The following is a 25,264-nucleotide window of genomic DNA, read 5'->3' on the forward strand; positions in this document are numbered from 1 at the left end:
TCAAGCGCGCTGGCGCGCGCCGTGGGCACTGACCAAAGCGTCCTTGATGCGCGCCAGGCAATCAGCCACCCGGGCTTCGTCCAGTGTGACCTCAGTGTCCTGTAGCCAGAAACGGAACGCAAGGCTTTTCTCGGCCACGGGCTGGTCGCCCTGGGGCTTTTCGCGCCAGACGTCGAACAGGCGCACGTCCTGCACCACGGCCAGCTGCGGATCGGCCTTGACCGTTGCCGCCACCGTGTCCAGCATGGATTGAGCGGTCACGGGGGCATCGACCCACAGGGCCAGGTCACGCACCACCACCGGCTGGCGCGACAGCTCGCGCACCTGCGGCAGTTCGCCTTCGGACAGGGCATCGACGTCCAGCTCGAACACCACCGGCGCGTGCGCCAGGTCGGCCTGCTGCGCCCAGCGCGGGTGCAGTTCACCGATCCAGCCAACCTGCTTGCCATCCAGCGTGACGCGGGCGCTGCGGCCCGGATGCAGCGCGGGATGGGACGCGGCTTCGAAGCGCAGGCGGGCGCCACGGGCGCCGAACAGCGCCTCGACGTCCATCTTCACGTCGTAGAAATCGACCTGGCGCGCGGGCACGCCCCACTGCTCTTCCACCGACGGGCCCCAGGCGGCGCCCGCCAGCTTGAGCGGCTGGCGCACGCCGGCCACTTGCAGCGGACCGTCCTGGGCGGCGTCGTCGCGCGCGAACACGCGGCCCAGCTCGAACAGGCGCACGCGCGTCTGCTTGCGGTTGGCGTTGTGGCGGATGTTGGCCACCAGGCCGGCGATCAGGCTCGAGCGCATCACCGACAGGTGGCTGGCGATCGGGTTGACCAGCTTGACCGGCGTGTCGTTGCCGGCGTAGTCGCGTTCCCACTCGGCTTCGACGAAGCTGTAGTTGACGACTTCCTGGTAGTCCTGCGCGGCGGCCAGGCGGCGCAGCGCGTGCGGGCCGCGGCGCACTTCGGGCTGCGAGAACATCTTGGCGCGCGCCATCGGCGGCACCGTGGGGATGTTCTCGAAACCGTAGATGCGGGCCACTTCCTCGATCAGGTCTTCCTCGATGACGAGGTCGAAGCGGTACGACGGCGGCGTGACGATGAAGTCGTCGCCATCGAGCGTGAATTCCAGGCCCAGGCTGCCGAAGATCTTGGCGACTTCGGCCTGCGTGACGGGCACGCCCAGCACGCGGTGGCAACGCGCCAGGCGCATGCGCACCGGCTCGCGTTTGGGCAGGTTGACGATCTGGTCGTCCAGCGGACCGGCCTGGCCGCCGCAGATGTCGACGATCAGGCGCGTGATGAATTCGATGTGCTGCGGAATCGTGGCGAAGTCCACGCCGCGCTCGCCGCGGTGGCTGGCCTCGGAGCTGAACTTGAAGCGGCGCGCGCGCCCGGCCAGCGATTGCGGCCACCAGAACGCGGCTTCCAGGTAGATGTTCTGCGTATCGAGCGTGACCGAGGTGGCCTCGCCGCCCATGATGCCGGCCAGGCTTTCGACCTGGTCGCCGGCCACCACCACGCCGACATTCGAATCCAGCGTGACGGTCTGGCCGTTCAGCAGCTCGAGCGTCTCGCCTTCGCGGGCCCAACGCACCGACAGGTCGCCGTGGATCTTGTCCAGGTCGAACACGTGCGAGGGGCGGCCCAATTCCAGCATGACGTAGTTGGAGATGTCCACCAGCGCCGACACCGAACGCTGGCCGGCGCGCTCCAGGCGCGTCTTCATCCACTCGGGGGTCTGCGCGCGGGCGTTCACGCCACGGATCACGCGGCCACCAAAGCGGCCGCACAGGTCGGGCGCCTCGACCTTGACGGGCAGGCGCTCGTCCAGCGTCACGGGCACGGCCTTGGCGGTCGGCACCGACAGCGGCGCGCCGGTCAGCGCGGCGACTTCGCGCGCCACGCCCAGGATCGACAGGCAGTCGGCGCGGTTGGGCGTCATCTTCAGCGTGAAGAGCGTGTCGTCCAGGTCCAGCGCTTCGCGGATCGACTGGCCCGGCGTCATCTCGGCCGGCAGTTCCAGCAGGCCCGCGTGGTCTTGCGACAGGCCCAGTTCGCGCGCCGAGCACAGCATGCCCGACGATTGCACGCCGCGCATCTTGGCCACGCCGATCTTCATGCCGCCGGGCAATTCCGCGCCGACGCGGGCCAGCGGCACCTTCAGGCCGGCGGCTGCGTTGGGCGCGCCGCAGACGATCTGCAGCAGCGTGCCGGAGCCGTCATCGACTTGGCAGACGCGCAGCTTGTCGGCGTCGGGGTGCGGGGCGATCTCGACGATGTGCGCGACCACCACGCCCGTGAACGCGGGCGCTGCCGGCACGGTGTCTTCGACTTCCAGGCCGGCCATGGTGAGCCGGTGCGCGAGTTCGTCGGTTGCGATCGGAGGATTGACCAGCGTACGCAGCCAGGATTCGGGAAATTGCATGATCTAGCCGTCTGTTATTCGTTGAACTGGCGCAGGAAGCGCAAATCGCCTTCGTAGAACTGGCGCAGGTCGTTGACGCCGTAACGCAGCATCGTCAGGCGCTCGAGTCCGGAGCCGAAGGCAAAGCCGATATAACGTTCAGGGTCCAGGCCGAAGTTGCGCACCACCTGCGGGTGCACCTGGCCCGAGCCGGAGATCTCCAGCCAGCGGCCGCGGTTCGGGCCCGACGTGAACATCATGTCGATTTCGGCCGACGGTTCGGTGAACGGGAAGAACGACGGGCGGAACCGCACGACGAGATCGTCGCTTTCGAAGAAGCAACGCAGGAAATCGGTATACACGCCCTTCAGGTCGGCGAACGAGATGTCCTCGGCGATCCAGAGCCCTTCCACCTGGTGGAACATGGGCGAGTGCGTGGCGTCGCTGTCGACGCGGTAGGTGCGCCCCGGCGCGATGACCTTGATAGGCGGCTTGTGCATGCGGGCGTAACGCACCTGCATGGGGCTGGTGTGCGTGCGCAGCAGCAGCGGCAGGCCGTCGGCGTCTTTCATGTCGACGTAGAACGTGTCCTGCATGGAACGCGCCGGATGGTCCAGCGGGTTGTTGAGCGCGGTGAAATTGGTCCAGTCGTTCTCGACTTCGGGGCCGTCCGCCACGTCGAAGCCGATGGAGCGGAAGATCTCTTCGACGCGCTCCCAGGTCCGGATGACCGGATGGATGCCGCCCGGCACGCGGCCACGGCCCGGCAACGATACGTCAATGGTTTCGGAAGCCAGTCGGGCATCCAGTTCCGCTTGCACCAGGGCGGCGCGGCGCAGGTTCAGGAGCTCTTCGACCTTCTGCTTGGCCTGATTGATCCGGGCGCCCATGTCGCGCTTCTGCTCGGGATCGAGCTTGCCCAGCCCCTTGAGCAGGACCGTCAGCGCGCCGTCCTTGCCCAGGAAACGGGCCTTTGCGTTTTCGAGCGCGGCGGCGTCGGTGGCCGCGGCGAACCGTTCTTGCGCCTGGGAAACCAGGTCGTCAACCGATTGAGTCATGAAATCCAGCCTTCAAAACGCAAACGGGGCCATTACAGCCCCGTTTGCAGCGATGCGCGATGAGTTAAAGCGCGCGATCAGGCAGCCAAGGCAGCCTTGGCTTGCTGCACGATGGCGGCAAAGCCGGCCTTGTCGCGCACGGCCAGATCGGCCAGGACCTTGCGGTCGAGTTCGATCGCAGCCTTCTTCAGGCCGGCGATGAACACGCTGTAGCTGACGCCATGTTCGCGGACGGCGGCGTTGATACGCGTGATCCACAGCGCGCGGAACGTGCGCTTCTTGTTGCGGCGGTCGCGGTAGGCGTATTGGCCAGCGCGCATGACCGCTTGCTTGGCGATACGGAACACATTACCGCGGCGGCCACGGTAACCCTTGGCGGCGGAAATGACTTTTTTGTGACGTGCGCGGGCAGTTACGCCGCGTTTGACGCGAGGCATAGTAGATCTCCCTTAGATCAAGCGAAAGGCATCATGGCTTTCACGGAAGCCACGTTGGATTCATGGACCGCTGCCGAACCGCGCAGCTGGCGCTTGGCCTTGGTCGTCTTCTTGGTCAGGATGTGACGCTTGAACGCCTGACCACGCTTGATGGATCCGCTGCCGCGAACCTGAAAGCGCTTTGCGGCGCTTTTCTTGGTTTTCATCTTGGGCATGATGATTCCCTAAACTGAACACTATTGTTGATTTACATGACGCGAGGTGCTTGTCGCAAGGCGGTTGGCGCCGCCCCAAGCCACGAAGGCGGGAGCGTTCGACCTACACCATTGCGGCAAAACTTGAGGACCTCTTGCCACTTCTGGGGGTACTTCGGGGGTACTTCAACTGCTGGGGTACTGCAACTTTCCCCGATGGCCCGGGCGAAAAAAATGGCCTGGATCCGGGAAAGCCTTTGATTATATGGTGATTTCCCTGGTTTTGTCGAGCCGGATCGGGGCTTGCGGGCAGACACGGGGAAACATGCAGGGACGGAACCTACCCACCCTGGCGGCGGCAACGGGCTCCGCCGCGCATCATGCCCCTGGGCGCCGGTACTGCACCGCCTGCGCCACATGGTGCGCCTCCAGCCCGTCCGCCTCGTCGAGATCGGCGATGGTCCGGGCCACCCGCAGGGCGCGGTGCATGGCCCGGCCCGAACCCGCCAGCCGGCGCATCGCCTGCAGCAACAGGTCGCGGGCCGGCGGCCGCAGCGGGCAGTGGCGCTCCAGCTCCGCGCCGGCCAACGCCGCGTTCGGCTTGCCCTGGCGCGCCAGCTGGCGTTCACGGCAACGCGCCACGCGCGCCCTGACCGGCTCGGACGCCTCGCCCGGCGGCCCCTGCAGGCTTTCCAGGTCGGTCGGCGGCAACGCCACATGCAGGTCGATCCGGTCGAGCAGCGGCCCCGAGACCTTGCCGGCGTAGCGCGCCACCTGGTCGGGCGTGCACTGGCAGGCCCGCCGTGGATGGCCGCGCCAGCCGCAGGGGCAAGGATTCATCGCGGCCACCAGCTGGAAGCGAGCGGGAAACTGCGCCGTCTGCAGCGCCCGGGCGATGACCACCCTGCCCGTCTCCAGCGGCTCGCGCAGCGCCTCCAGCGTGCGCCGGCTGAATTCCGGCAGCTCGTCGAGAAACAACACCCCATGATGGGCCAGGCTGATCTCCCCTGGCCGTGGCCGGCCGCCGCCGCCCACCAGGGCGATGGCGGACGCCGAGTGGTGCGGCGCGCGAAACGGCGGCGTGCCCATCCTGACCGGCGGCGCGCCCGCCAGCGCGGCCAGGGCCGCGACCTCCAGCGCCTGCGCGCGCGGCAGCGGCGGCAACAGGCCCGGCAGGCGCGCGGCCAGCATGCTCTTGCCGGCCCCGGGCGGCCCCACCATCAGCAGGCTGTGGCCACCCGCCGCCGCGACCTCCAGCGCGCGCCGCGCGCCAGGTTGCCCGCGCACGTCCGCCAGGCAGGGCATCGGCGGCGCCTCGGGCCAGGCGTCGGGCAACGCGTCCGGCAGGCGGCAATGGCCCGCCACGTGCGCCGCCACGTCCGCCAGGCTGCGCGCCGACAGCACCCGCAGCCCCTCGACCCAGGCCGCCTGTCCGGCGCTGCCAGCGGGCAGGATCAAGGTGGCGCCGGGGGATTCCCGCGCCACGCTCAACGCGATCACCAGGGCGGCCGCGACCGGCACCAGCGCGCCGGTCAGCGACAGCTCCCCGGCCAGCACCAGGCCGGCCAGCAGCGGATCCGGCGCTGGCGCGGCGGCGCCCTCGCCCCCGGTTGCCGCCCCTCGCCCTGTGGCGCCAGCTGCCCCGCCGCCAGCAGCAGGCCGACGGCGATGGGCAGGTCGAACCGGCCCGATTCCTTGGGGATGTCGGCGGGAGACAGGTTGACGGTGATGCGGCCGGCGGGAAAATTGAAGCCGCTGTTGATGATGGCCGCGCGCACCCGCTCGCGGCTTTCGCGCACCTCGGTGTCGGGCAGGCCGACCACGTTGAAGCTGGGCAGTCCCGGCCCCAGGTGGGTTTCGACCCGCACCGCGTGGGCATGCAGGCCGCTGAGGGTACGGCTGGCGATTACGGCTAGCGTCAAGACAGTCTCCGATGACAATCGAAGACGAGTATGGCGAAAACAGAAACGGCCGCGCAGGCGGCCGTGGCAAAAGTGTCCCGCGCGGATTACTTGTCCAGGGCGGACAGGCGCGACTCCAGCTGCTCGACGGTGGCGGCCAGCTGGTCGACGCGGGCACGCGTGCGCGCCAGCAGGTCGGCCTGCACATCGAATTCCTCGCGCGTGACCAGATCGAGCTTCGAGAACGCCTGCGTCATCATGGCGCGGACATTGCGCTCGACGTCCGCGGCCGGGCTGCGGGCGATCAGGTCGGAGATGTTCTTCTGGATGTCTTCCATCCACTGGGTGCGATTGTTCATAGCGGCCTCACGATGTTCTTGGTGCCTCAAGTGTAGTGCTTTCCACGGGCCTGGCCGCGGGCAAAAAAAAGGGCGGGCCGCATGCGGTGACCGCCCATCAAAGCACAGGAGAAAACCGGGCCGCCTTGGGGGCAGCCCCCTACCAACATCGTTACTGGCAGCCCATCTGCGTCGCCGACTGCGCGAACAGGTCGGCCGACTGCTTGCACTGGGACGCCAGCTGCGTCTTGTCGCTGATCGTGGCCCACTGCGTCTTGGCCGCGTCGAGCTGCTGCTTGAAGCTGGCCGCCGCGGGGTTGGACGCGCCCAGCTTGTCCATGCACGCGCTGACCTTGGTCAGATAGGCGTCGCATTCGGCGGGCAGGCCGGCGGTGGCGCCGGCGGCCGGGGCCGAGCTGGACGGCCCGGGGGTGGAAGCCGGCGGCGTGGTGGCCGCGGGCGGCGTGCCCGGCGTGGTGGTCGACGGCGCCGGCGTGGTCGATGCCGCGGGCGGCGCGGCCTTTTCATCGCTCTTGTTGCAGCCGGCCAGCGCGGCCAGCGCAGCGGTCAGCGCCAGCACGGCAAAGGTCTTGCGTTGGATCGTCATCATTCCTCTTTCCTTTCTTGCTTTTCGTCTTTGTTCAGAGAGCCGCGACGCCGGTGTCCCTTGCCGCGGCCCGGTCACGCCCAGATACCGCCATGAGCTGGACTTGATTCTTCTTCAGCCTACCTTTGGCAACAAGCTTATGCGTGTAAACCCTCGTATCACGCCCCGCCCCCGTTTTGACGGCCTGTCCGAACCGCTTTCAATCGCCTGACGCCAGGGCCATCCCCCACCCGAGGCCCGGCCAGCAACGTTCAGCGGCCTGTCGGGCAGTCAACGCCCAAGGCCGCCACGCCTGCGGCAAACGCGACAAAGGGCGACCGCCCCGGCATCAACTGGCAACAAATGGCGGCGGCGAAACATATTCCGTTGCATTCCTCACTTTGGCCCGCCATGCACCGGTTTGAGGCTGGCGCGTGGTGCATGACGCACTACATTGGTGCATACAGGCACAACAAACGCGCCTGCCTTTCCGCCTTCCGGGTACCGGCCCGCATGGCATGGAATTTGCTTGATTGACGATGCCAACGTGCAACCATGAGAGGAAATGCCATGAAACTCATCATCGCCATCATCAAGCCCTTCAAGCTCGACGAAGTGCGGGTGGCTCTATCCGGAATCGGCGTCCAGGGCCTCACCGTTACCGAAGTGAAAGGGTTCGGGCGCCAGAAAGGCCACACCGAGCTGTATCGCGGCGCGGAATACGCCGTCGACTTCCTGCCCAAGCTGCGTGTCGAGGCCGCCGTGCCCGACCACCTGGTCGACCAGGTCATCGAAGCCATCGAACAAGCCGCCCGCACCGGCAAGATCGGCGACGGCAAGATCTTCGCCGCCCCTCTTGAACAGGTGATCCGCATCCGGACGGGTGAAGCCGGCGAAGCTGCGCTGTAGAACAAATAAGAAAGACTCATTGGAGCCTGAAAATGGATAAAGCAGATATCTCCTGGTTGCTCGTCTCTACCCTCCTCGTATTGATGATGGCCGTACCCGGTCTGGCGATGTTCTATGGCGGCCTGGTACGCAGCAAGAACGTGCTGTCGGTGCTGCTGCAAGTGTTGTGCACGTTCGTGCTGGGCCTGGTCCTCTGGTTCATCTACGGTTATTCGCTCGCCTTCACCGAAGGCAATGCGTTCTTCGGCGGCCTCTCGCGCGCCTTCTTCTCCGGCATGTTCAATCCGGCCGACGGCAAGTACGCCATGTCGAACTCGCTGACCGAGCTGTTGTTCGCCTCGTTCCAGGCCACGTTCGCCGGCATCACCTGCGCGCTGATCGTCGGCAGCTTCGCCGAACGCGCCCGCTTCTCGGCGGTGCTGGTGTTCACGGTGATCTGGTTCACCTTCGCCTACATCCCCATCGCGCACATGGTGTGGTTCGCCTCGGAAACCGCGCCGGGCCTGCTCAACGCCAAGGGCGCGCTGGACTTCGCCGGCGGCACCGTGGTGCACATCAACGCCGGCGTGGCCGGCCTGGTGGGCGCCTATGTGGTCGGCAAGCGCGTCGGTTACGGCCGTGAAGCCATGCAGCCGCACAACCTGCCGATGACCTTCGTCGGCGCCGCCCTGCTGTGGGTGGGCTGGTTCGGCTTCAACGCCGGCTCGGCCCTGGCCGCCAACGAGAACGCCACCCTGGCTTTCTTCAACACCATGATCGCCACCGCTGGCGCCGTGCTGGCCTGGCTGTTCACGGAATGGGCCATCAAGGGCAAGCCCTCGATGCTGGGCGCCGCCTCCGGCGCCATCGCCGGCCTGGTGGGCATCACCCCGGCGGCCGGCCTGGTCGGCCCGGTGGGCGCGCTGATCATCGGCGTGATTGCCGGCGTGGTCTGCGTGTGGGGCGTCAATGGCCTGAAGCGCCTGCTGCGCGCCGATGACGCGCTGGACGTATTCGGCGTGCACGGCGTGGGCGGCATTGTCGGCGCCCTGCTGACCGGCATCTTCAACGCCCAGGTCCTTGGCGGTCCGGGCCTGGCGGAACCCGGCATGATCCTGGGCCAGTTGTGGGTGCAGCTCGAAGGCGTGCTGCTGACCATCGTCTGGTCCGGCGTGGTCGCCTGGATCGCCTACAAGATCGCCAATGCCCTGTGCGGCCTGCGCGTGCCGGAAGACCAGGAACGCGAAGGGCTGGACGTCACCAGCCACGGCGAATCGGCCTACCACAGCTGATCGTCACGCTCCCGCCCGCTGCCGGGCGGAGCGATGGAAAGCCCCCTCTTGTAGGGGGCTTTTCTACGCCCGGGCGTAAAAAAACCCGGCGCATGCGCCGGGCTTTTCTGGTCGCCGGAGCCATGCCCCGGCGCCAATGGCCGTCAGGCCAGATCGAGCGTGTCCAGATCGACCGGCAAGGCCCGGTTCAGGGCGCTGGCCACCTTCACGCGCAGCGCGTTGGTGTGCGCCCGCCGCACTTCCCGCTTCACGTCCAGCAGTTGCTGCGGATGCATGGAAAACTCGGTCAGGCCCAGGCCCAGCAACAGGCGCGTCATGCGCGAATCGCCGGCCATTTCGCCACATACCGCGACCGGTTTGCCGGCCCGCTCGCCCGCGTTGATAGTGTGGGCCACCAGCCGCAGCACGGCCGGATGCAGCGGATCGTACAGCGCGGCCACGTCGTGGTCGCCGCGGTCGATCGCCAGGGTGTACTGGATCAGGTCATTGGTGCCGATCGACAGGAAGTCCAGCGCCTGCGCGAAGGGCTCGATGGCGATCGCGATGGCGGGCACCTCGACCATGGCGCCGACTTCCATGTGCGGCGCGTAGGCCTGCCCGCGCGCATCCAGCTCGCGCCGGGCGGATTCGATGGCCGCGCGCGTCGCCACCACTTCATGCATGTGGGCGATCATCGGGATCAGCAGGCGCACCGGGCCGTGGGCCGAGGCCCGCAGGATGGCGCGCAACTGCGTCGCGAACATCTCCGGACGCGCCAGGCAGTAGCGGATGGCGCGCTGCCCCAGCGCCGGATTGGTGGCCACGGTGGCCTCGCCGTCCAGGGTCTTGTCCGAGCCGATGTCGAGCGTGCGGATGGTGACCGGGCGGCCCGCCATCACCTTCACGACCGATGCATACGCCTCGTATTGTTCTTCCTCGCCCGGCAGGTCCGGACGCCCCATGAACAGGAACTCGCTGCGGAACAGGCCGATGCCGTGCGCGCCCGAGGCCAGCGCCAGCGCCGCCTCTTCCGGCAGCTCGATGTTGGCATGCAGGACGATGTCGATGCCGTCCAGGGTGACCGACGGTTCGTCGCGCAACAGGCCCAGCTCGGCGCGCTCGTCGGCGTAGGCGGCCTGGCGGCGGCGGTATTCCTGCAGGATGCGGTCCGACGGGTTGACCACCACCGCGCCCGCGGCGCCGTCGATGATCAGCATGTCGCCGTCGCGCACCAGCTCGCGCACGTTGCCCATGGCCACCACGGCCGGCACGCCCATGCTGCGCGCCACGATCGCGGTATGCGAGGTCGGGCCGCCCAGGTCGGTGACGAAGGCCGCGAAACGGCCGCCGCGCAGGCGCAGCATGTCGGCCGGCGAAATGTCGTGCGCCACCACCACCAGCGCGTCGTCGCCGCCCATGTGCGACATGTCCGGCAAGGTGGCCGAGGTGCCCGCCAGCACGTGCAGCACCCGCTCGATCACCTGGCGCACATCGGCGCCGCGCTCGCGCAGGTACTCGTCTTCCATGGCGTCAAACTGCTGGCCCAGGATCTGGCCCTGCGTCGTCAGCGCCCATTCGGCGTTGTAGTGGCGTTCGGCGATCAGCGCCAGCGTCTGCTCGGCCAGCAGCGGGTCGCCCAGCAGCAGGCTGTGCACGTTCAGCATGGCGCCCAGCTCGCGCGGCGCATCGGCCGGCAAGGTGTCGGCCAGCAGCCGCAATTCCTGCTGCGCCGAGGCCAGCGCCTCGGTCAGGCGGCGGCTTTCGGCCGGCACGTCCTCGGGGGCAATGCGGTAGTGCGCGACTTCCAGCGCCGCCGCGCCCATGACCACCGCGCGGCCGATGGCGTAGCCACGCGCCACGCCCTTGCCGTACAAACAAATGACGGGGCTGGCAGAGCCAGCCCCGTCATGCGTCTGGACCGCGGCAGCGGCCGCGGACATGCCGGCCCCGACATCGTCAGGGCCGGTGGATTCGGAAACGCTGCTATTCCTGTTCACCGAATTTGCTATCGAACAGAGTTTCAATTTCGGAGAGCGCCTGGTCGGCATCGCTGCCCGAGGCCTCCAGCTTGACCGTCACGCCCAGGCCGGCGGCCAGCATCATGACCCCCATGATGCTCTTGGCGTTCACGCGCTGCGCGCCGCGCGAGATGAAGATCTCGCTCGAGAACTTGCTCGCCAGTTGCGTCAGTTTGGCGGCCGCCCGCGCATGCAAACCCAGTTTGTTGCTGATGACAATGTCTGTATTAGGCATAGTGAATATTATGACCACGGCATCACACCGCAGTTGGTGATTGCAGCAAATTGTCGAACCGCTCGTCGGCTTGAAATATTAGCCGAAATAACCGGACGAGTTCCTGTCCGTCAGTCTACTCGCAATACCCCTTGCACCCCGCCGGCGAGGGCCTTTTCGCGGGTCTCGGCCAGCGAAAGGCTACGGTAGGTCAGCGCGCGCAACAGCATCGGCGTGTTCAGCCCGGCCAGCACGCAGCACTGGATGCCCTGCGCCTGGGCGTCGGCCACGGCCCGCTTGGAGATATTGGCGGGCGTGGCGCCGATCAGGTCGGTCAGCACCAGCACGCCACCGCCGTGGTCCTGCTCGAGGATGTCCTTGAGCACCGCGGGCGCCAGGTCGTCCGGCCGGTCCTCGGGCAGGATGTCGTGGATCGCCAACATGCCGTCGAGGTTGCCCATGACGTGGCTGGCGCATTCGCGCATGGCGGCGCCCAGGGGCGCATGCACGACGATGACGATACCCGTGGTCATGACAGGTTCCAGGAGGATCAGGCCGCGGCCGGCACCGCGGCGCCGGCAGCCACCGCTTTCTCGAGCGCCTGCACGAACATGCCCGCGACGTCGAAGCCGGTCTGTTCGGCGATTTCCACGAAACAGGTGGGGCTGGTGACGTTGACTTCGGTGACGTAGTCGCCGATGACGTCCAGGCCGACCAGCAGCAGGCCGCGCGCGGCCAGCTTGGGCGCCACGGCCTCGGCGATCTCGCGGTCGCGCGGCGACAGCGGCTGCGCCACGCCCCGGCCGCCGGCGGCCAGGTTGCCGCGGGTCTCGCCGGCCAGCGGAATGCGCGCCAACGAATACGGCACCGGTTCGCCGCCGATCAGCAGGATGCGCTTGTCGCCCTTGACGATCTCGGGAATGTAACGCTGCGCCATGATGGTGCGCGCGCCGTTGTCGGTGAGCGTTTCCAGGATGGCGTTGAGGTTCGGGTCCTTGGGCTGCAGGCGGAACACGCCGGTGCCGCCCATGCCGTCCAGCGGCTTGACGATGACGTCGTGATGGGTGTCGTGGAACGCCTTCAGGCGCGCCATGTTGCGCGTCACCAGCGTCGGCGCGGTGAACTCGCTGATCTCGGTGATGGCCAGCTTTTCGGGATGGTTGCGGATCGCCGCGCCGCTGTTGAACACCTTGGCGCCCTGCGCCTGGGCGTATTCGAGCAGGTGGGTGGAATACACGTATTCCATGTCGAAAGGCGGGTCTTTGCGCATCACCACCGCGCCGAAATCGGCCAGCGGCAGGTCCCGGGACGCCGATTCGCGCCACCAGTCATGGCCGTGCAGGTCGGCGTCGGCCACCAGCTCGATGGGCGTGGTGACGGCCTTGACCGTGCCGGTCTCGATGTACAGGTCGCCCTGCATGGCCACGCTGAGCGTATGGCCGCGCGCCACCAGGGCACGCATCATGGCGACAGAACTGTCCTTGTACGCTTTCAAGAGCGGCAAGGGATCCAAAACGAACAAAACATGCATCGCGACACCCCGAACGTACGCCGCCTTCCCTTTCGGGAAGGCGGCTATCTATGACATCGTAGCGCAGAGCCGCCCAATAAGCGAACCCGCCGAACATGGGCTGGACGGCGGGTCGCGGGGAAGAGCGGCCAGGCCTTCCCGGACAGGAAGGCCGGCAGGAGCTTTATGCCGCCGATTCCGGCTTGCCCGCGGGGACAGCCTTCTTCTTCGGCGCCAGCACCATGACCATCTGACGGCCTTCGAGCTTCGGCATGGCTTCGACCTGGGCCAATTCCAGCAGATCGTCGCGCACACGCTCAAGTACCCGCATGCCCAGTTCCTGGTGGGCCATTTCACGGCCACGGAACCGCAGCGTCACCTTGGCCTTGTCGCCTTCCTCGAGGAAGCGGCGCAGGTTGCGCAGCTTGACCTGGTAGTCGCCCTCGTCGGTGGCCGGACGGAATTTGACTTCCTTGACCTGGATGACCTTCTGCTTCGAACGAGCTTCGGCTTGACGCTTCTGCTCTTGGTACTTGAACTTACCGTAGTCCATCAAACGGCAGACCGGCGGCTCGGCGTTCGGCGCGATTTCCACCAGATCCACGTCGCTTTGCTCGGAAAGACGGAACGCGTCGGCGATCTTGACGATGCCCAGCTGTTCTCCGTCCAGACCTATCAGGCGCACCTCGGGGACGCGGATTTCACCGTTGATGCGATTGGCTTTTTCAGTGGCGATGTTGAAAGCTCCTACAAATGTTAAGCAGCGCTGCCATCGGGTTGATTGACGTCGCGGCGGGTGGATACGTCTTCGGACAGGCGAGCGACGAAGTCGTCGAACGCGATGGCGCCGAGGTCCAGACCCCCCAGACCGCGTACGGCGACGGTACCGTTTTGCTTCTCCTTGTCGCCGACGACGAGGATGTACGGCACCTTCTGCAGGCTGTGCTCCCGAATTTTACGAGTGATTTTTTCACCGCGCAAATCGGACTCTACTCTAAAGCCTTGTTTTTTCAGGCTTTGCGTGATTTCAGCCGCATAATCGGCCGAAGGTTCGGAAATGCAGCACACCACGGCCTGCACCGGAGCCAGCCAGGGCGGCATCGCGCCGGCGTGGTTTTCGATCAGCATGCCGATGAAACGCTCGAGCGAACCCAGGATGGCGCGGTGCAGCATGACGGGCGGGCGGCGCTGGTCGTTCTGGTCCACGTACTCGGCGCCCAGGCGCACGGGCATGGAGAAGTCGACCTGGATCGTGCCGCACTGCCAGTGGCGGCCGATGGCGTCCTTCAGCGTGTACTCGACCTTGGGGCCGTAGAACGCGCCCTCTCCCGGGGAGATCTCGAATTCGCAGCCGGTGCGGCGCAGGCTTTCCATCAGGGCCTGTTCGGCCGTGTCCCAGACCTCGTCCGAGCCGATGCGCTTTTCAGGGCGCGTGGCGACCTTGTACAGCACTTCGGTGAAGCCGAAGTCGCGGTAGACCTTCTGCAGCAGGGCCGTGAAGTCGGCGCATTCGTCCTGGAGCTGTTCTTCGGTACAGAAGATGTGGCCGTCGTCCTGCGTGAAGCCGCGCACGCGCATCATGCCGTGCAGCGAGCCGGACGGTTCGTTGCGGTGGCACTGGCCGAATTCGCCGTAGCGCAGCGGCAGCTCGCGGTACGAGTGCAGGCCGGCGTTGAAGATCTGCACGTGGCCCGGGCAGTTCATCGGTTTCAGGCCGTAGACGCGGTTCTCGGACTCCGTCGTGAACATGTTTTCACGGTAGTTGTCCCAGTGGCCCGTCTTCTTCCAGAGCGAGATGTCGAGGATCTGCGGCGCCTTCACTTCCTGGTAGCCGTTGTCGCGGTAGACGGAGCGCATGTACTGCTCCACCTGCTGCCACAGGGCCCAGCCCTTGGGATGCCAGAAGATCAGGCCCGGCGCTTCGTCCTGGAAGTGGAACAGGTCGAGTTCGCGGCCGATCTTGCGATGGTCGCGACGCTCGGCCTCTTCCAGCATGTGCAGGTAGGCTTCCTGTTCTTCCTTGGTGGCCCAGGCCGTGCCGTAGATGCGCTGGAGCATCTCGTTCTTGCTGTCGCCGCGCCAGTAGGCGCCGGCCACCTTCATCAGCTTGAAGACCTTGAGCTTGCCCGTGGACGGCACGTGCGGGCCGCGGCACAGGTCGATGAACTCGCCTTCGCGATACAGGCTGAGCGGCTCGTTCGACGGGATCGAAGCGATGATCTCGGCCTTGTACTTTTCACCGATGCCCTTGAAGAACTCGACGGCGTCGTCGCGCGACCAGACTTCGCGCGTGACGATCTCGTCTTTCTTGGCCAGCTCGGCCATCTTCTTCTCGATGGCCGCCAGGTCTTCGGGCGTGAACGGGCGCTTGTACGAAAAGTCGTAGTAGAAGCCGTTGTCGATCACCGGGCCGATGGTGACCTGGGCGTCCGGGAACAGCTCCTTGACGGCGTAGGCCAGCAAGTGGGCCGTGGAATGGCGGATCATGTCCAGGCCGTCGGCGTCCTTGGCGGTCACGATGGCCAGGCGGGCGTCGCCTTCGATGCGGTAGCTGGTGTCGACCAGCGTGGAGTCGGCGCCGTCAAAGGTCACGCGGCCGCCCAACGCGGCTTTGGCCAACCCCGCGCCGATCGACTGCGCCACTTCGGCGACCGTGACCGGCCCCGGGTATTGGCGCTGCGAACCATCGGGCAATGTGATCTGTACCATCGGGAGTGCTTCCTGGGGTTCTTGGGAGAAAAAACGAAATTCAGAAACGACAAACGCGGCTGGTAGCCGCGTTCATTTGGTTGTCTTGCTGAGTCTTACCGCTGACCTGACACGGTGAAACCCGACGCACGAAAAACTAACGCGACATAGGGCGAAAGTTCCGGGTCGCAGTTCGTGCCAGCGGGAAAAACATGATGCTCGGGCCTTCGGGATTGACTTGCGGTGCGCAGCGCCGGGACAAAAGGCGCGCTTATCGTTGCCGATTGTAGCACCCTTTGGGCCCATTTCGTGACATTTACGCTACAAAAGGGGCGGATGCCGGAGCGCCGCCCGGCCCGCTGGCGGCGGATGACGGGACGACGGCGCCCCTCAGGCCAGGTTGCGGCTGTCGGCGATCGCGGCCAGCGCGTGCATCACGCCCTCTTCCCAGTGCGGCGCGCGCAGCCCGAAGGTGCGCTCCAGCAACCGGCTGTCCAATCGTGAATTCAGGGGCCGGCGCGCCGAGGTCGGATATTGGTCGGACGACACCGCCCGGATGTCGCCCGGCGTCAGCGTCACCGCCAGGCCCGCGCGCCGGGCCTGCTGCGCGATGAAGCAGGCATATTCGTGCCAGCTGGCGTCGCCGGTGGCCGCTAGGTGGTACAGGCCGAACGGAAACGCCACCCCGGCCGGCCGCGCCAGGTAGCGCGCCACGACCTGCGCGGTGGCATCCGCGATGTACGCGGCGCCAGTGGGCGCGCCGCGCTGGTCGCTCACCACGCGCAGCGCTTCCGGCTGGCGCAGCGCCATCAGCATGGTCTTCAGGAAGCTGTTGCCGAACACGCCGTAGACCCATGACGTGCGGAACACCAGGTGGGCCGGGTTCAGCGCCCGCACCGCCAGCTCGCCAGCCAGCTTGCTGTGGCCGTAGACGTTCAACGGCGCGGGTTCGTCCTGCTCGTCGTAGACGCCCGCCTTGGCGCCATTGAACACGTAGTCGGAGGAATAATGGACGATGAGCGCGCCGCGGTCGGCCGCCAGCGCGGCCAGTTCGCCCGCGGCCTCGGCGTTGATGCGCATGGCGCGCACCGTGTCTTCCTCGGCGCGCTCGACCGCGGTGTAGGCGGCCGCGTTGACGATGATGTCGGGTTTCTCGCGCCGCACCAGCCGCGCGATCTGCAACGGATAGGTCAGGTCGCAGTCGGTCCGCCCGACCGCCGTCACCACGCCCAGCGGGGCAAGGCTGCGCCGCAGCTCGAAGCCGAGCTGGCCGTCCCTGCCGATCACGAGAATTTTGCTGGGCATCCGCCGTCCGCCGCCTCGCCAGTCCTGCGCCATGGGCTGGCAACAGGCCGGCCCGGAAATGCTGCGATTTTATGCCTTGCGGGCAGTCCCTCGCGAGGCGGATTTAACGTCGCGCAATGCCACCCCGCTCATCGCTTAGTCTGATTCTCTCTTAGTTTTCGTCTATACGGTGCCGTAAGACCATAAGCTTCGCACTCGAATTTCGGACTGGTTACGGCGTGTGCGCGGCCCCGCCTCTTGGGCGCCCCTCTCCGCACCGATGTGTGCCTTTCCATTCTGTGGAGCCTAGATGAATACTCCCTCAGCGCCGGACAACGCCGTCTCGTCCGAGCCGCGATCCCCCGATGCGGTTGACCGCCCCAATTCCCGCAAGCACCTGCTGCTGTCACGACCGCCCCCCGTCATCCGGGTGGCGATCCTGGACGACCACCCCGTCGTGGCGCTGGGCCTGGGCGCCTACCTCGACGCCCGCCCCGGCTTCCGCGTCATCCACCAGGAAACCTCCGCCCGCCGGCTGCTCGACAAGCTGGCGATCACGCCATGCGACATCGCCCTGGTCGACTTCTATCTGCCGCAGGAACCGTGGGATGGCGTCAACTACCTGCGCCGGCTGCGACGCTATCACCCGAATCTGGCGATCATCACGTTCTCGGCCGGCAACCGCCAGGAAACCCAGTACGCCGCCTTCCGTGCCGGCGCCAACGGCTATCTGGCCAAGCAATGGGGCATGCTGCTGCTGCCCGAAATGATCCACGGCGTCCTCAGCAAGAAGAACCCATTCCTGTCGGTGCACGAAGGCAAGATCCGGCCGGTGTCGCCGCGGCCGCCGCACGCCTTGCTGACGACATCCGAGGTCGAAGTCCTGCGCCACATCAGCCAGGGCATGTCGGTCACGCAGATCGCGATGCGCCTCAAGCGCAGCAAGAAGACCGTCAGCACCCACAAGCGCCGCGCCATGCGCAAGCTGCAGCTATCGGATGACCTGGCGCTGGCCCTGTACCTGCGGGAAAAATTCGCCGAATAGCAACGTGGCCGACGCGCGGTCGGCCACCGTTTCACGGCGAGGCGGCGGGCGCCTCAGATGATGCGCGAATAGCTGGCGCCGGTGCTGACCGTGCGCAGATAGCCGTCGAACGCCATGGCCACGGCCCTGACGAAGTACCAGCCCAGGCCGGTCACGCGCAGTTCGCCGGCCCGCAGATTGACCAGGCCGAGTTCGGCCAGGTTGGCCACCTGCGACAGCTCGGGCCCGAAGTAGTCGCCAAACCGCAGGCCATGGCGCGCCTCGACCCGGGCGAAATCCACCCGCCCCTGGCACATGATGTCCATGATGACTTCGCGCCGCGCGAGGTCGTCGGCGCTGAGCGCCAGGCCCTTCTCGGTGGCGAAGCGGTCGGACTCGATGGCGGCGTAGTAACCATCCAGGTCCTTGGCGTTCTGGCTATAGGTATTGCCGATGCGGCCGATGGCCGATATGCCCAGCGCGATCAGGTCGCGGTCGGGCTGGGTGCTGTAGCCCTGGAAATTGCGGTGCAGCTCGCCGCGCTGCTTGGCGATGGCCAAGGCGTCGGTGTTGAGCGCGAAATGGTCCATGCCGATGTAGGTGTAGCCCTGCTTGAGGAAGCCTTCGATGGCGGCGCTCAAGAGGCCGACACGCGTGGCGCGGTCGGGCAGGTCCAGCGGATTGATGCGGCGCTGGGGCTTGAAGCGTTCGGGCAGGTGGGCGTAGGCATAGAGCGCGATGCGGTCGGGCCGCAGCGCGCTGACCTGCGCGATGGTGCGGGCGAACGATTCGGTGGTCTGCAGCGGCAGGCCATAGATCAGGTCGACGTTGATCGAGGCGTAGCCCAGCGCGCGGGCGCTTTGCATCAGGTCGCGCACGTCCTCGAACGACTGCACGCGATGGACCGCCACCTGCACCTTGGGATCAAAATCCTGCACCCCGAAGCTGAGCCGGTTGAAGCCCAGCTTGCGCAGCCGTTCCAGCCGCTGCGGCGTGGCGGTGCGGGGATCGACCTCGATGGAGATTTCGGCATCGGGCTCGAAGCGGAAGGCGCCGCGCAGGTCCGCCATCAGGCGGTCGAGTTCCTCGTCGGACAGGAACGTGGGGGTGCCGCCGCCGAAGTGCAACTGCGAGACCGGCACGTCCGGGCCCAGCTCGGCCACGTGCAGCGCGATTTCCCGCGCCAGCGCGTCCAGGTAGCGGGCGGCGCGGTCGTGATGGCGGGTCACGACCTTGTTACAGGCGCAGTAGTAGCAGACCGAATCGCAGAACGGGATGTGCACGTACAGCGACAGCGGCTCGGTGGTACAGGAATCGCGGCGCTGGCGCAGGGCCTGGCGGTACTGTTCGACGCCGAAATCGCCGCGGTAGCGATCCGCCGTGGGGTAGGAGGTGTAGCGCGGCCCGTTCTTGTCCAGGCGCGCCAGCAACTGCGGCGGAAAGAAGGGTTCGGCGGCGGAAGCCGCAGGGTCGGCGGAGGCTGGGCGTAGGGCGGCTTGCATACCTCGAATTATTCGCCTGTGCCGCCCCACCCGCCTTGATCTTGCGCAAACGCGCCGCCCCATCCCAAGCGGGGACGCAACCCGCGATAAGCTTGCGCGCACGGCGCTTGACCCTCACGTCGCGTCAGGTTCCACCATCAGCCCCGTCACGATTCGAACAGGAGCTCCGCATGTTGTTGAAAGTGGGTGAATTGGCCAGGCGCGCCGGCCTCACGGTGCGCACGCTGCACCATTACGACAGCATCGGGCTGCTGGTCGCGTCGGTACGCTCCGATGCCGGCTACCGCTTGTACAACCGCGACGACATCGCGCGGCTGCACCAGATCCAGGCGCTACGCCGCCTGGGCCTGCCGCTGGCGGACATCGGAGATCTCCTGGCAAGGCCGGACGTGTCGCTGGCGGGCGTGATCGACCAGCAGATCCACATGCTGGAACATCAGCTGGCGCAGACCGCGAGGTTGCGCGACCGGCTGCTGCGCCTGCGGACGCAGCACGCGAGCGGCGCCACGCCCGACCTTGCCGACTGGTTGCAAACTTTGGAGCTGATGACCATGTACGACAAGTACTTTACCGACCACGAACTGCGCACCCTGCCCTATTTCGCGCCCGACAGCGGGGTCCAGGAACGCTGGGCCGCGCTCGCGCGCGAAGCCGCCGCCGCGCTGGCCGCGGGCATGGCGCCCGCCGACGAACAGGCCCGGGACCTGGCGCGCCGCTGGATGCTGCAGCTCGAGCACGACACGGCGTCGAACCCGGAACTGGCGGCGCGGCTGGACCATATGTTCAGCAGCGAACCGGCGCTGCAGCAGGACCAGGGCGTCACGCCGGCCATGGTCGACTTCATCGTCGCGGCGTTCGCCGAGACCAAGATGCGCCTGTACGAAAAGTACCTGGCCGCCGATGAAATCGCCCATCTGCGCGCCAACTACGGCAAGCGCGTGAAGGAATGGATGCCGCTGGTGGCGCAGGTGCATCGCGCCATCGCCAATGGCGACGCGCCCGAGGCGCCCGCGTCGCGGGCCCTGGCGCGGCGCTGGCTGGAACTGTTCCGTTCGTACGCGGGCGACAACCCCGCCACGCACGAGAAATTCCGCCGCGCCATGGCCCAGGAACCCGAACTGCTGGCGGGCACCTGGGTCACGCCGGACACCCTGGCGTTCCTGCGGCAGGCAATGACGCCCGAGTAAGGTATCGCGCTCGGACCCGCGGGGCGCCGGCGCCGGCCGGCGCCCCGTAAAATGCCGGGATTCCTCCATTACAAGGACATCCCCGTGGAAACCGAACTCGACGGCCGCCTGCTCGCCTTGCGCCAGGCGATGGCGATCGCCATCGCCCTGTCCACCCGCGGCAGCCCCCAGGCCACCGACATGGCGCTGGAACTGCTGGACGACCTGAAAGCCAACCTGGACAACACGCCGTCGGACAGCCCCTTCGAAAAACCCGAATGGGCGCTTGGCGCGCACGACGAACTGGAAGGCATCGCGCGCCTGGTGCGGGCCTTCACGCAGACGCCCGAACCGGACGACGACGGCACGTAAGGCTCTGCCGGCGCGGCCATCGCCGCCCCACCTCGGCCCCGCTAGCGCGCGGGGCCGGCGTCGCAGGCCGTGGCAGGCGGTTTGACGCGCCAGTGCAGATTGGGAAATGCGGGCCCCACCGGCTCGAATCCGTCGGGCGCGACCCGCGCCTTGCTCAGCTCCAGCGCGCCGCAATCGGCCACCAGGTGGGCGCCGACCCACGGGCTGAATCGCGGCTGCCCGTTGATCAGCACCAGCGGCCTTTCGGGCAACCGCAGCGACAACGCGCCCGACTCTTCCCAGGGACCGGAAATGACCCGGACCGGCCCGCCCAGCGCGGTCACGGCGCGGGCATGCAGCGCGTCGGCCAACGCCTGCGCATCGAAATAGCGCCAGTCGGTCGGACGCCGCAACAGGCCCAGGCCATTGGGCGCCGTCAGTTCCACCCGCAGCATCAGCATCAGCTGGATGACGATGAATACCAGCAGCGCCCGGCGCGGCCGGAAAGGCGCGCTCCAGGCCGCGCGCGCCCATTCCATCGCGGCCGGCACGATGAACAGCAGGAACGGCGTGCCCCAGTGCAGCTGGATGTGCGATCCCGAGATCAGCGCCATGACGCTGACGAACACCAACGGCGTCAGGCCGAACGACAGCAGCAGGGTGCGCCCCGCGTCGCCGGCGGTGGCACAGGCGGTCGCGGTCGCCGTCGCGGTAGCGTTGAGTGACGCGGCAAGGCGCCGCCGTTCACGGCGGCCCAGCAGCCACAGCGCCGCCAGGAACAGCCAGGCCGGCAAGGCCCGGTTCAGCAATTGGTCGCCCCACCACCTGGCGACCTCATGCCACCGGGCAAGCCACGGCAGGCCGGCCGCCAACGATGACGACATGGCGTAGTTCAGCGGCTCGAAATCGTGCTGGATCAGCCAGACCAGGTGCGGCGAGAACACCGCCAGCGCGGTCAGGCCCGCCACCTGCAGGCCGAAGACGTGCATGGGATCGCGCCAGGCCCGGCGCACGCACCAGAACACCACCACCGCCAGCCCGGCGACCGCGATCTGGTACTTGGCCAGCGCCCCCAGCCCCAGGCACCCGCCCAGTACGACCCACCAGCCGATCTTGCGGGTCGTGTAGGCCTTCCAACAGGCCAGCGCGCAGCCTGCCACCAGCGGGATCAGGACGATCTCGTGGTTGTAGAAATACAGCCGGCCGTTATAGAAGGTGACACACAGGCCCGCCAGCGCTGCGATCGCGGCGTGAGCCTCGCCGCGCATGTCGCGCAGCAGACGCCACATCAGCGCGAACGCGCCCAGCGCGCAGGCCGCGCCCATGACATAGGTGGCCCAGGCGGTCCCGCCCAGCAGTTGCACCACCGGCCAGAGCAGCCAGGTTGGCAGGGGCGGATGCTTGTAGTAGCCCCATTCCAGGCTGCGTACCCAGATGAGTTGCTCGATGTTGTCGGTCGGCGGCGCCAGCACGGCCCGGTCCATCAGCCAGAGCCAGGCCACCGCGAACACCAGCATGCCGATGCCGACCCGCCATGGGTCCGGTTTCCAGCCCTCGTCGCCATCCCCTCGCACGCCACACTCCCAGTCTTGGCGTACGCAAAGCCCCGCCCGATTTCCCCGGATTCCGGGACGAAGGGATTATCGGGTTCGAACCATGTCACGACGTCGATGAATTTGTCCGGCAATTGTTCGAAAACTGTAAAGCGCGGCAGCCAGGGCAAGGCCGCCTAACTGGCCTGACCACTAGATAAGAAGAGGGGGAATCCCTCTGATCGTTTTCCCTCTATAGAGCGATTTTTACTTTTATTTCAAAGAGACGCTGCCTATATTAGTGGCCTGACCACCAGACCATACGTACCGTAATACCACGATGAACACCTTCCAAGCCGTTGCCGTCACCCGCCTCTATCGCATGATCGCCGACCAGATCGCCGGACGGATCCGCGCGGGCGATTTTCCGCGCGGCGGCCGGCTGCCGTCGGAGCGCGAACTGGCCGAACAGTTACAGGTCAGCCGGGCCTCGATCCGCGAGGCGCTGATCGCGCTGGAAATCGAAGGCTATGTCGAGGTGCGCGTCGGCACCGGCGTGTTCGTCACCGCCACCCGTGAAAGCGCAGCACCCTCCGTGGCCGGCCAGGCGGCGCCGCTGCAGGACGACATCGGCCCCTTCGACCTGCTGGAAGCGCGCATGCTGATCGAACCCGAATGCGCCGCGCTGGCGGCGCAGCAGGGTTCGGCTGCGCAGCTCGCCGCCATCCGCGCCGCCCACGAGGCCATGTCGCTGACGGACGCGCCGGGCTGGCATGACCGCGAATTCCACAGCGCCATCGCGGCCGCCTGCGGCAACGCGGCGCTGGCGGCCTCGGTGGCCCACCTGTGGAGCCTGAGCCTGGCCAGCCCGGTGTTCAGCCGCATGCAGGATTACTTCGTCAACACCAAGGTGTGGGCGGTTGCCCACGCCGAGCACCAGCGCATCCTGACCGCCATCCTGGCGCGGGATCCGATCCGCGCGCGCCATGCCATGCATGCGCACCTGATCGGCATCCTGGCCCGTCTGCGGGAAGACTTTGGCGACGACGACGGGAGCATCCGGCCCGATATCTAGGCCCCGCGCGCCAACCCACTGGCGGCGCCGTCCGCCCCCCCCCCTTGCCACGAACCCCAAGCCCGCGCCCGGCGCGGACAGCCCATCCCGGGAGTGTTTGCATGACGGTTGTATCCCCCCTGCCGCGCAACGGCGGCCAGATCCTGATGCAGCAGCTGCGCATCCACGGCACGCGCCGCATCTTCATGATTCCGGGCGAGAGCTACCTGCCCTGCATCGACGCGCTGAACGAGCACCGCGGCGCCATCGAGCCGGTGGTGTGCCGCCAGGAAAGCGGCGCCGCCTACATGGCCGAGGCCCATGGCAAGCTGACGGGCGAACCCGGCGTCTGCTTCGTCACCCGCGGCCCGGGCGCCACCAACGCCAGCATCGGCGTGCACACCGCGTTCCAGGATTCGACGCCAATGATCCTGTTCGTCGGCCAGGTCGGCAACGACTTCTACGAACGCGAAGCCTTCCAGGAGATCGACTACCGCCGCATGTTCGGCCAGATGGCCAAGTGGGTGGCGCAGATCGACCGCACCGACCGCATCCCGGAATTCGTGGCGCGCGCCTACGCCACCGCCACCAGCGGCCGCCCCGGCCCGGTGGTGCTGGCGCTGCCGGAAGACACGCTGTGGGGCACGGCCACGGTGGCCGACATGCCACGCTACCAGCGCGTCGCCGCCAGCCCCGGCCAACCCGACCTGGACCGCCTGCGCCAGTTGCTCGACCAGGCCGAGCGGCCCGTCATGGTGGTGGGCGGCAGCGGCTGGAACGCCGATGCGATCCAGCAGGTCGCCGCCTTCGCCGAACGCTTCGAGTTGCCAGTGGCCACCGCCTGGCGCCGGCTCGAGTGCTTCGACCAGCGCCACCCCAACGCCGCCGGCCAGATGGGCTGGGGCATGACCGAGGCGCTGCGGGCGCGCATCCAGACGGCCGACCTGATCCTGGCGGTGGGCACGCGCCTGGGCGAGGCCACCACCGAAGGCTATCAGCTGATCGAGAGCCCGCTGCCGCGCCAGGCGCTGATCCACGTCTACCCGGATCCGCAGGAGCCGGGCCGCGTCTACGCCCCGACCCAGGCGATCGCCGCCAGCGTGGCCGGCTTCGCGCAGGCGCTGGCCACGCTGCAACCGGCCCACGCCACGCCGCGCGGCGCGGCGGTGCGCGCGGCCCACGCCGAATACCTGGATTCGCTCAATCCATTGCCGTCACCCGGCCCGCTGGGCCTGGACGCCGTGGCCGCGCTGGTCAACCAGCGCCTGGCGCCGGACGCCTGCATCACGGTGGGCGCGGGCAACTACGCGCTGTATCCGCACCGCTACCGCCAGTTCACCGGCCTGGGCACCAGCCTGGCGCCGACCGTGGGGTCGATGGGCTACGGCCTGCCGGCGGCCGTGTCGGCCAAGCTCGAACACCCCGACCGGACCGTGGTCTGCTACGCCGGCGACGGCTGCTTCCAGATGAACCTGCAGGAACTGGGCGTGGCCCAGCAGTACAGGCTGGGCATCGTGGTGCTGGTGTTCAACAACGGCATGTGGGGCACGATCCGCGCGCACCAGGAACGCGAGTTCCCCGGCCGCCCGATCGCGCTGGATTTCGAGAACCCCGATTTCACCCAGATCGTGCGCGGCTACGGCGGCTACGGCGAGGCCGTCGAACGCACCGAGGACTTCGGCGCGGCATTCGACCGCGCGCTGGCCTACGCCGAGCGCGAGCACCGGCCCGCGCTGCTGGAAATCCGCTACGACGCCGACGGCATCGCCCCCGGCCAAACGCTCTCCGCCATCCGCGAGGCCGCCCTGGCGCGCCAGGCCGCGGCCTCCACCCACTAACACCGAACGAGGA

Annotated in this window: 24 protein-coding genes; 7 read left to right on the forward strand and 17 right to left on the reverse strand. The window is 67.4% G+C overall.

Annotated elements, in window-relative coordinates; all coding sequences use genetic code 11:
- The 8 genes from pheT to I6I07_RS28410 form a co-directional block, all read right to left on the reverse strand.
- Entirely contained in the window at window positions 1–2,418 is a 2,418-nt protein-coding gene (pheT, locus tag I6I07_RS28380; protein ID WP_198484622.1) for a phenylalanine--tRNA ligase subunit beta, read from the reverse strand.
- A gap of 14 nt (window positions 2,419–2,432) precedes the next feature.
- Window positions 2,433–3,455, reverse strand: a complete 1,023-nt coding sequence (gene pheS, locus I6I07_RS28385) for a phenylalanine--tRNA ligase subunit alpha (RefSeq protein ID WP_054432353.1) — start codon at window positions 3,453–3,455, stop codon at window positions 2,433–2,435.
- A gap of 77 nt (window positions 3,456–3,532) precedes the next feature.
- A complete protein-coding gene (rplT, locus tag I6I07_RS28390; RefSeq protein WP_006387998.1) occupies window positions 3,533–3,892 on the reverse strand; it encodes a 50S ribosomal protein L20 in 360 nt (119 codons plus the stop codon).
- Between the two features lie 17 nt (window positions 3,893–3,909).
- Entirely contained in the window at window positions 3,910–4,107 is a 198-nt protein-coding gene (rpmI, locus tag I6I07_RS28395) for a 50S ribosomal protein L35 (protein WP_006394064.1), read from the reverse strand.
- 357 nt (window positions 4,108–4,464) lie between these two features.
- Window positions 4,465–5,643 carry a YifB family Mg chelatase-like AAA ATPase gene (locus I6I07_RS28400; protein WP_420094529.1) on the reverse strand — a complete coding sequence of 393 codons (1,179 nt, stop codon included), beginning with the start codon at window positions 5,641–5,643 and terminating at the stop codon, window positions 4,465–4,467.
- Window positions 5,619–6,008, reverse strand: a complete 390-nt coding sequence (locus I6I07_RS31950) for a magnesium chelatase domain-containing protein (RefSeq protein ID WP_420094530.1) — start codon at window positions 6,006–6,008, stop codon at window positions 5,619–5,621. Before I6I07_RS31950 ends, I6I07_RS28400 begins: the two co-directional genes overlap by 25 nt.
- Before the next feature lie 86 nt (window positions 6,009–6,094).
- Entirely contained in the window at window positions 6,095–6,346 is a 252-nt protein-coding gene (locus I6I07_RS28405) for an accessory factor UbiK family protein (protein WP_006394062.1), read from the reverse strand.
- Window positions 6,347–6,497: 151 nt separating this feature from the next.
- Window positions 6,498–6,935, reverse strand: a complete 438-nt coding sequence (locus I6I07_RS28410) for a DUF5339 family protein (protein ID WP_198484623.1) — start codon at window positions 6,933–6,935, stop codon at window positions 6,498–6,500.
- A gap of 546 nt (window positions 6,936–7,481) precedes the next feature.
- Here I6I07_RS28410 and I6I07_RS28415 point away from each other — a divergent pair.
- Both I6I07_RS28415 and amt read left to right on the forward strand, forming a co-directional pair.
- Window positions 7,482–7,820 (forward strand): P-II family nitrogen regulator, encoded by a 339-nt coding sequence (locus I6I07_RS28415; protein WP_006218735.1) that lies wholly within the window; start codon window positions 7,482–7,484, stop codon window positions 7,818–7,820.
- A 32-nt stretch (window positions 7,821–7,852) separates the two neighbouring features.
- A complete protein-coding gene (gene amt, locus I6I07_RS28420) occupies window positions 7,853–9,091 on the forward strand; it encodes an ammonium transporter (protein WP_054432357.1) in 1,239 nt (412 codons plus the stop codon).
- 143 nt (window positions 9,092–9,234) lie between these two features.
- On the opposite strand, the gene ptsP is transcribed toward amt, so the two are convergent.
- From ptsP to rfbD, 7 genes are all read right to left on the reverse strand, one after another.
- Window positions 9,235–10,929, reverse strand: coding sequence for a phosphoenolpyruvate--protein phosphotransferase (gene ptsP / locus I6I07_RS28425; RefSeq protein ID WP_085943841.1), 1,695 nt, complete (start codon window positions 10,927–10,929; stop codon window positions 9,235–9,237).
- Window positions 10,930–11,053: 124 nt separating this feature from the next.
- The gene (locus I6I07_RS28430; protein ID WP_198484624.1) at window positions 11,054–11,323 is read right to left on the reverse strand and encodes an HPr family phosphocarrier protein; all 270 of its coding nucleotides are present in this window, start codon (window positions 11,321–11,323) and stop codon (window positions 11,054–11,056) included.
- Between the two features lie 110 nt (window positions 11,324–11,433).
- Window positions 11,434–11,835, reverse strand: a complete 402-nt coding sequence (locus I6I07_RS28435; protein WP_006394058.1) for a PTS sugar transporter subunit IIA — start codon at window positions 11,833–11,835, stop codon at window positions 11,434–11,436.
- Between the two features lie 17 nt (window positions 11,836–11,852).
- Window positions 11,853–12,833: a glutathione synthase gene (gshB, locus tag I6I07_RS28440; protein WP_198484625.1), complete on the reverse strand. Its 981-nt coding sequence runs from the start codon at window positions 12,831–12,833 to the stop codon at window positions 11,853–11,855.
- A 163-nt stretch (window positions 12,834–12,996) separates the two neighbouring features.
- Window positions 12,997–13,548, reverse strand: a complete 552-nt coding sequence (infC, locus tag I6I07_RS28445) for a translation initiation factor IF-3 (protein WP_080551054.1) — start codon at window positions 13,546–13,548, stop codon at window positions 12,997–12,999.
- Between the two features lie 20 nt (window positions 13,549–13,568).
- On the reverse strand, window positions 13,569–15,521 hold the full coding sequence (gene thrS, locus I6I07_RS28450) for a threonine--tRNA ligase (protein WP_054474767.1): 1,953 nt from the start codon (window positions 15,519–15,521) through the stop codon (window positions 13,569–13,571).
- 369 nt (window positions 15,522–15,890) lie between these two features.
- Window positions 15,891–16,805 carry a dTDP-4-dehydrorhamnose reductase gene (gene rfbD / locus I6I07_RS28455; RefSeq protein ID WP_198484626.1) on the reverse strand — a complete coding sequence of 305 codons (915 nt, stop codon included), beginning with the start codon at window positions 16,803–16,805 and terminating at the stop codon, window positions 15,891–15,893.
- A 289-nt stretch (window positions 16,806–17,094) separates the two neighbouring features.
- Between rfbD and I6I07_RS28460 the strand changes: the two genes are divergently transcribed.
- Window positions 17,095–17,829, forward strand: a complete 735-nt coding sequence (locus I6I07_RS28460) for a response regulator transcription factor (RefSeq protein WP_198484627.1) — start codon at window positions 17,095–17,097, stop codon at window positions 17,827–17,829.
- Window positions 17,830–17,882: 53 nt separating this feature from the next.
- Here the strand turns inward: I6I07_RS28460 and hemN are convergent, their stop codons facing one another.
- Window positions 17,883–19,310, reverse strand: a complete 1,428-nt coding sequence (gene hemN / locus I6I07_RS28465; RefSeq protein ID WP_198484628.1) for an oxygen-independent coproporphyrinogen III oxidase — start codon at window positions 19,308–19,310, stop codon at window positions 17,883–17,885.
- A 170-nt stretch (window positions 19,311–19,480) separates the two neighbouring features.
- On the opposite strand from hemN, the gene I6I07_RS28470 reads away from it, so the two are divergent.
- Together I6I07_RS28470 and I6I07_RS28475 are read left to right on the forward strand one after the other, a co-directional pair.
- A complete protein-coding gene (locus I6I07_RS28470) occupies window positions 19,481–20,497 on the forward strand; it encodes a MerR family transcriptional regulator (RefSeq protein WP_198484629.1) in 1,017 nt (338 codons plus the stop codon).
- A gap of 51 nt (window positions 20,498–20,548) precedes the next feature.
- A complete protein-coding gene (locus I6I07_RS28475; RefSeq protein WP_232625803.1) occupies window positions 20,549–20,848 on the forward strand; it encodes a hypothetical protein in 300 nt (99 codons plus the stop codon).
- Between the two features lie 41 nt (window positions 20,849–20,889).
- Here I6I07_RS28475 and I6I07_RS28480 read toward each other — a convergent pair whose 3' ends face one another.
- Complete coding sequence (locus tag I6I07_RS28480) at window positions 20,890–22,401, reverse strand: glycosyltransferase family 39 protein (protein ID WP_232625804.1); 1,512 nt, start codon at window positions 22,399–22,401, stop codon at window positions 20,890–20,892.
- 298 nt (window positions 22,402–22,699) lie between these two features.
- Between I6I07_RS28480 and I6I07_RS28485 the strand changes: the two genes are divergently transcribed.
- Together I6I07_RS28485 and I6I07_RS28490 are read left to right on the forward strand one after the other, a co-directional pair.
- Window positions 22,700–23,434 carry a FadR/GntR family transcriptional regulator gene (locus I6I07_RS28485; protein ID WP_198484630.1) on the forward strand — a complete coding sequence of 245 codons (735 nt, stop codon included), beginning with the start codon at window positions 22,700–22,702 and terminating at the stop codon, window positions 23,432–23,434.
- A 101-nt stretch (window positions 23,435–23,535) separates the two neighbouring features.
- Window positions 23,536–25,251, forward strand: a complete 1,716-nt coding sequence (locus I6I07_RS28490; RefSeq protein ID WP_198484631.1) for a thiamine pyrophosphate-binding protein — start codon at window positions 23,536–23,538, stop codon at window positions 25,249–25,251.
- The last annotated feature ends 13 nt before the right edge of the window (window positions 25,252–25,264 follow it).

It is taken from the genome of Achromobacter deleyi (genome assembly GCF_016127315.1).
GTDB lineage: Bacteria > Pseudomonadota > Gammaproteobacteria > Burkholderiales > Burkholderiaceae_B > Achromobacter > Achromobacter insuavis_A.

Bases quoted from the DNA above. Each gene is read 5' to 3' on its own strand.
- pheT (WP_198484622.1), bottom strand. From the start codon at position 2,418: ATGCAATTTCCCGAATCCTGGCTGCGTACGCTGGTCAATCCTCCGATC.
- pheS (WP_054432353.1), bottom strand. From the start codon at position 3,455: ATGACTCAATCGGTTGACGACCTGGTTTCCCAGGCGCAAGAACGGTTC.
- rplT (WP_006387998.1), bottom strand. From the start codon at position 3,892: ATGCCTCGCGTCAAACGCGGCGTAACTGCCCGCGCACGTCACAAAAAA.
- rpmI (WP_006394064.1), bottom strand. From the start codon at position 4,107: ATGCCCAAGATGAAAACCAAGAAAAGCGCCGCAAAGCGCTTTCAGGTT.
- I6I07_RS28405 (WP_006394062.1), bottom strand. From the start codon at position 6,346: ATGAACAATCGCACCCAGTGGATGGAAGACATCCAGAAGAACATCTCC.
- I6I07_RS28410 (WP_198484623.1), bottom strand. From the start codon at position 6,935: ATGATGACGATCCAACGCAAGACCTTTGCCGTGCTGGCGCTGACCGCT.
- I6I07_RS28415 (WP_006218735.1), top strand. From the start codon at position 7,482: ATGAAACTCATCATCGCCATCATCAAGCCCTTCAAGCTCGACGAAGTG.
- amt (WP_054432357.1), top strand. From the start codon at position 7,853: ATGGATAAAGCAGATATCTCCTGGTTGCTCGTCTCTACCCTCCTCGTA.
- I6I07_RS28430 (WP_198484624.1), bottom strand. From the start codon at position 11,323: ATGCCTAATACAGACATTGTCATCAGCAACAAACTGGGTTTGCATGCG.
- I6I07_RS28435 (WP_006394058.1), bottom strand. From the start codon at position 11,835: ATGACCACGGGTATCGTCATCGTCGTGCATGCGCCCCTGGGCGCCGCC.
- gshB (WP_198484625.1), bottom strand. From the start codon at position 12,833: ATGCATGTTTTGTTCGTTTTGGATCCCTTGCCGCTCTTGAAAGCGTAC.
- thrS (WP_054474767.1), bottom strand. From the start codon at position 15,521: ATGGTACAGATCACATTGCCCGATGGTTCGCAGCGCCAATACCCGGGG.
- rfbD (WP_198484626.1), bottom strand. From the start codon at position 16,805: ATGCCCAGCAAAATTCTCGTGATCGGCAGGGACGGCCAGCTCGGCTTC.
- I6I07_RS28460 (WP_198484627.1), top strand. From the start codon at position 17,095: ATGAATACTCCCTCAGCGCCGGACAACGCCGTCTCGTCCGAGCCGCGA.
- hemN (WP_198484628.1), bottom strand. From the start codon at position 19,310: ATGCAAGCCGCCCTACGCCCAGCCTCCGCCGACCCTGCGGCTTCCGCC.
- I6I07_RS28470 (WP_198484629.1), top strand. From the start codon at position 19,481: ATGTTGTTGAAAGTGGGTGAATTGGCCAGGCGCGCCGGCCTCACGGTG.
- I6I07_RS28475 (WP_232625803.1), top strand. From the start codon at position 20,549: ATGCCGGGATTCCTCCATTACAAGGACATCCCCGTGGAAACCGAACTC.
- I6I07_RS28485 (WP_198484630.1), top strand. From the start codon at position 22,700: ATGAACACCTTCCAAGCCGTTGCCGTCACCCGCCTCTATCGCATGATC.
- I6I07_RS28490 (WP_198484631.1), top strand. From the start codon at position 23,536: ATGACGGTTGTATCCCCCCTGCCGCGCAACGGCGGCCAGATCCTGATG.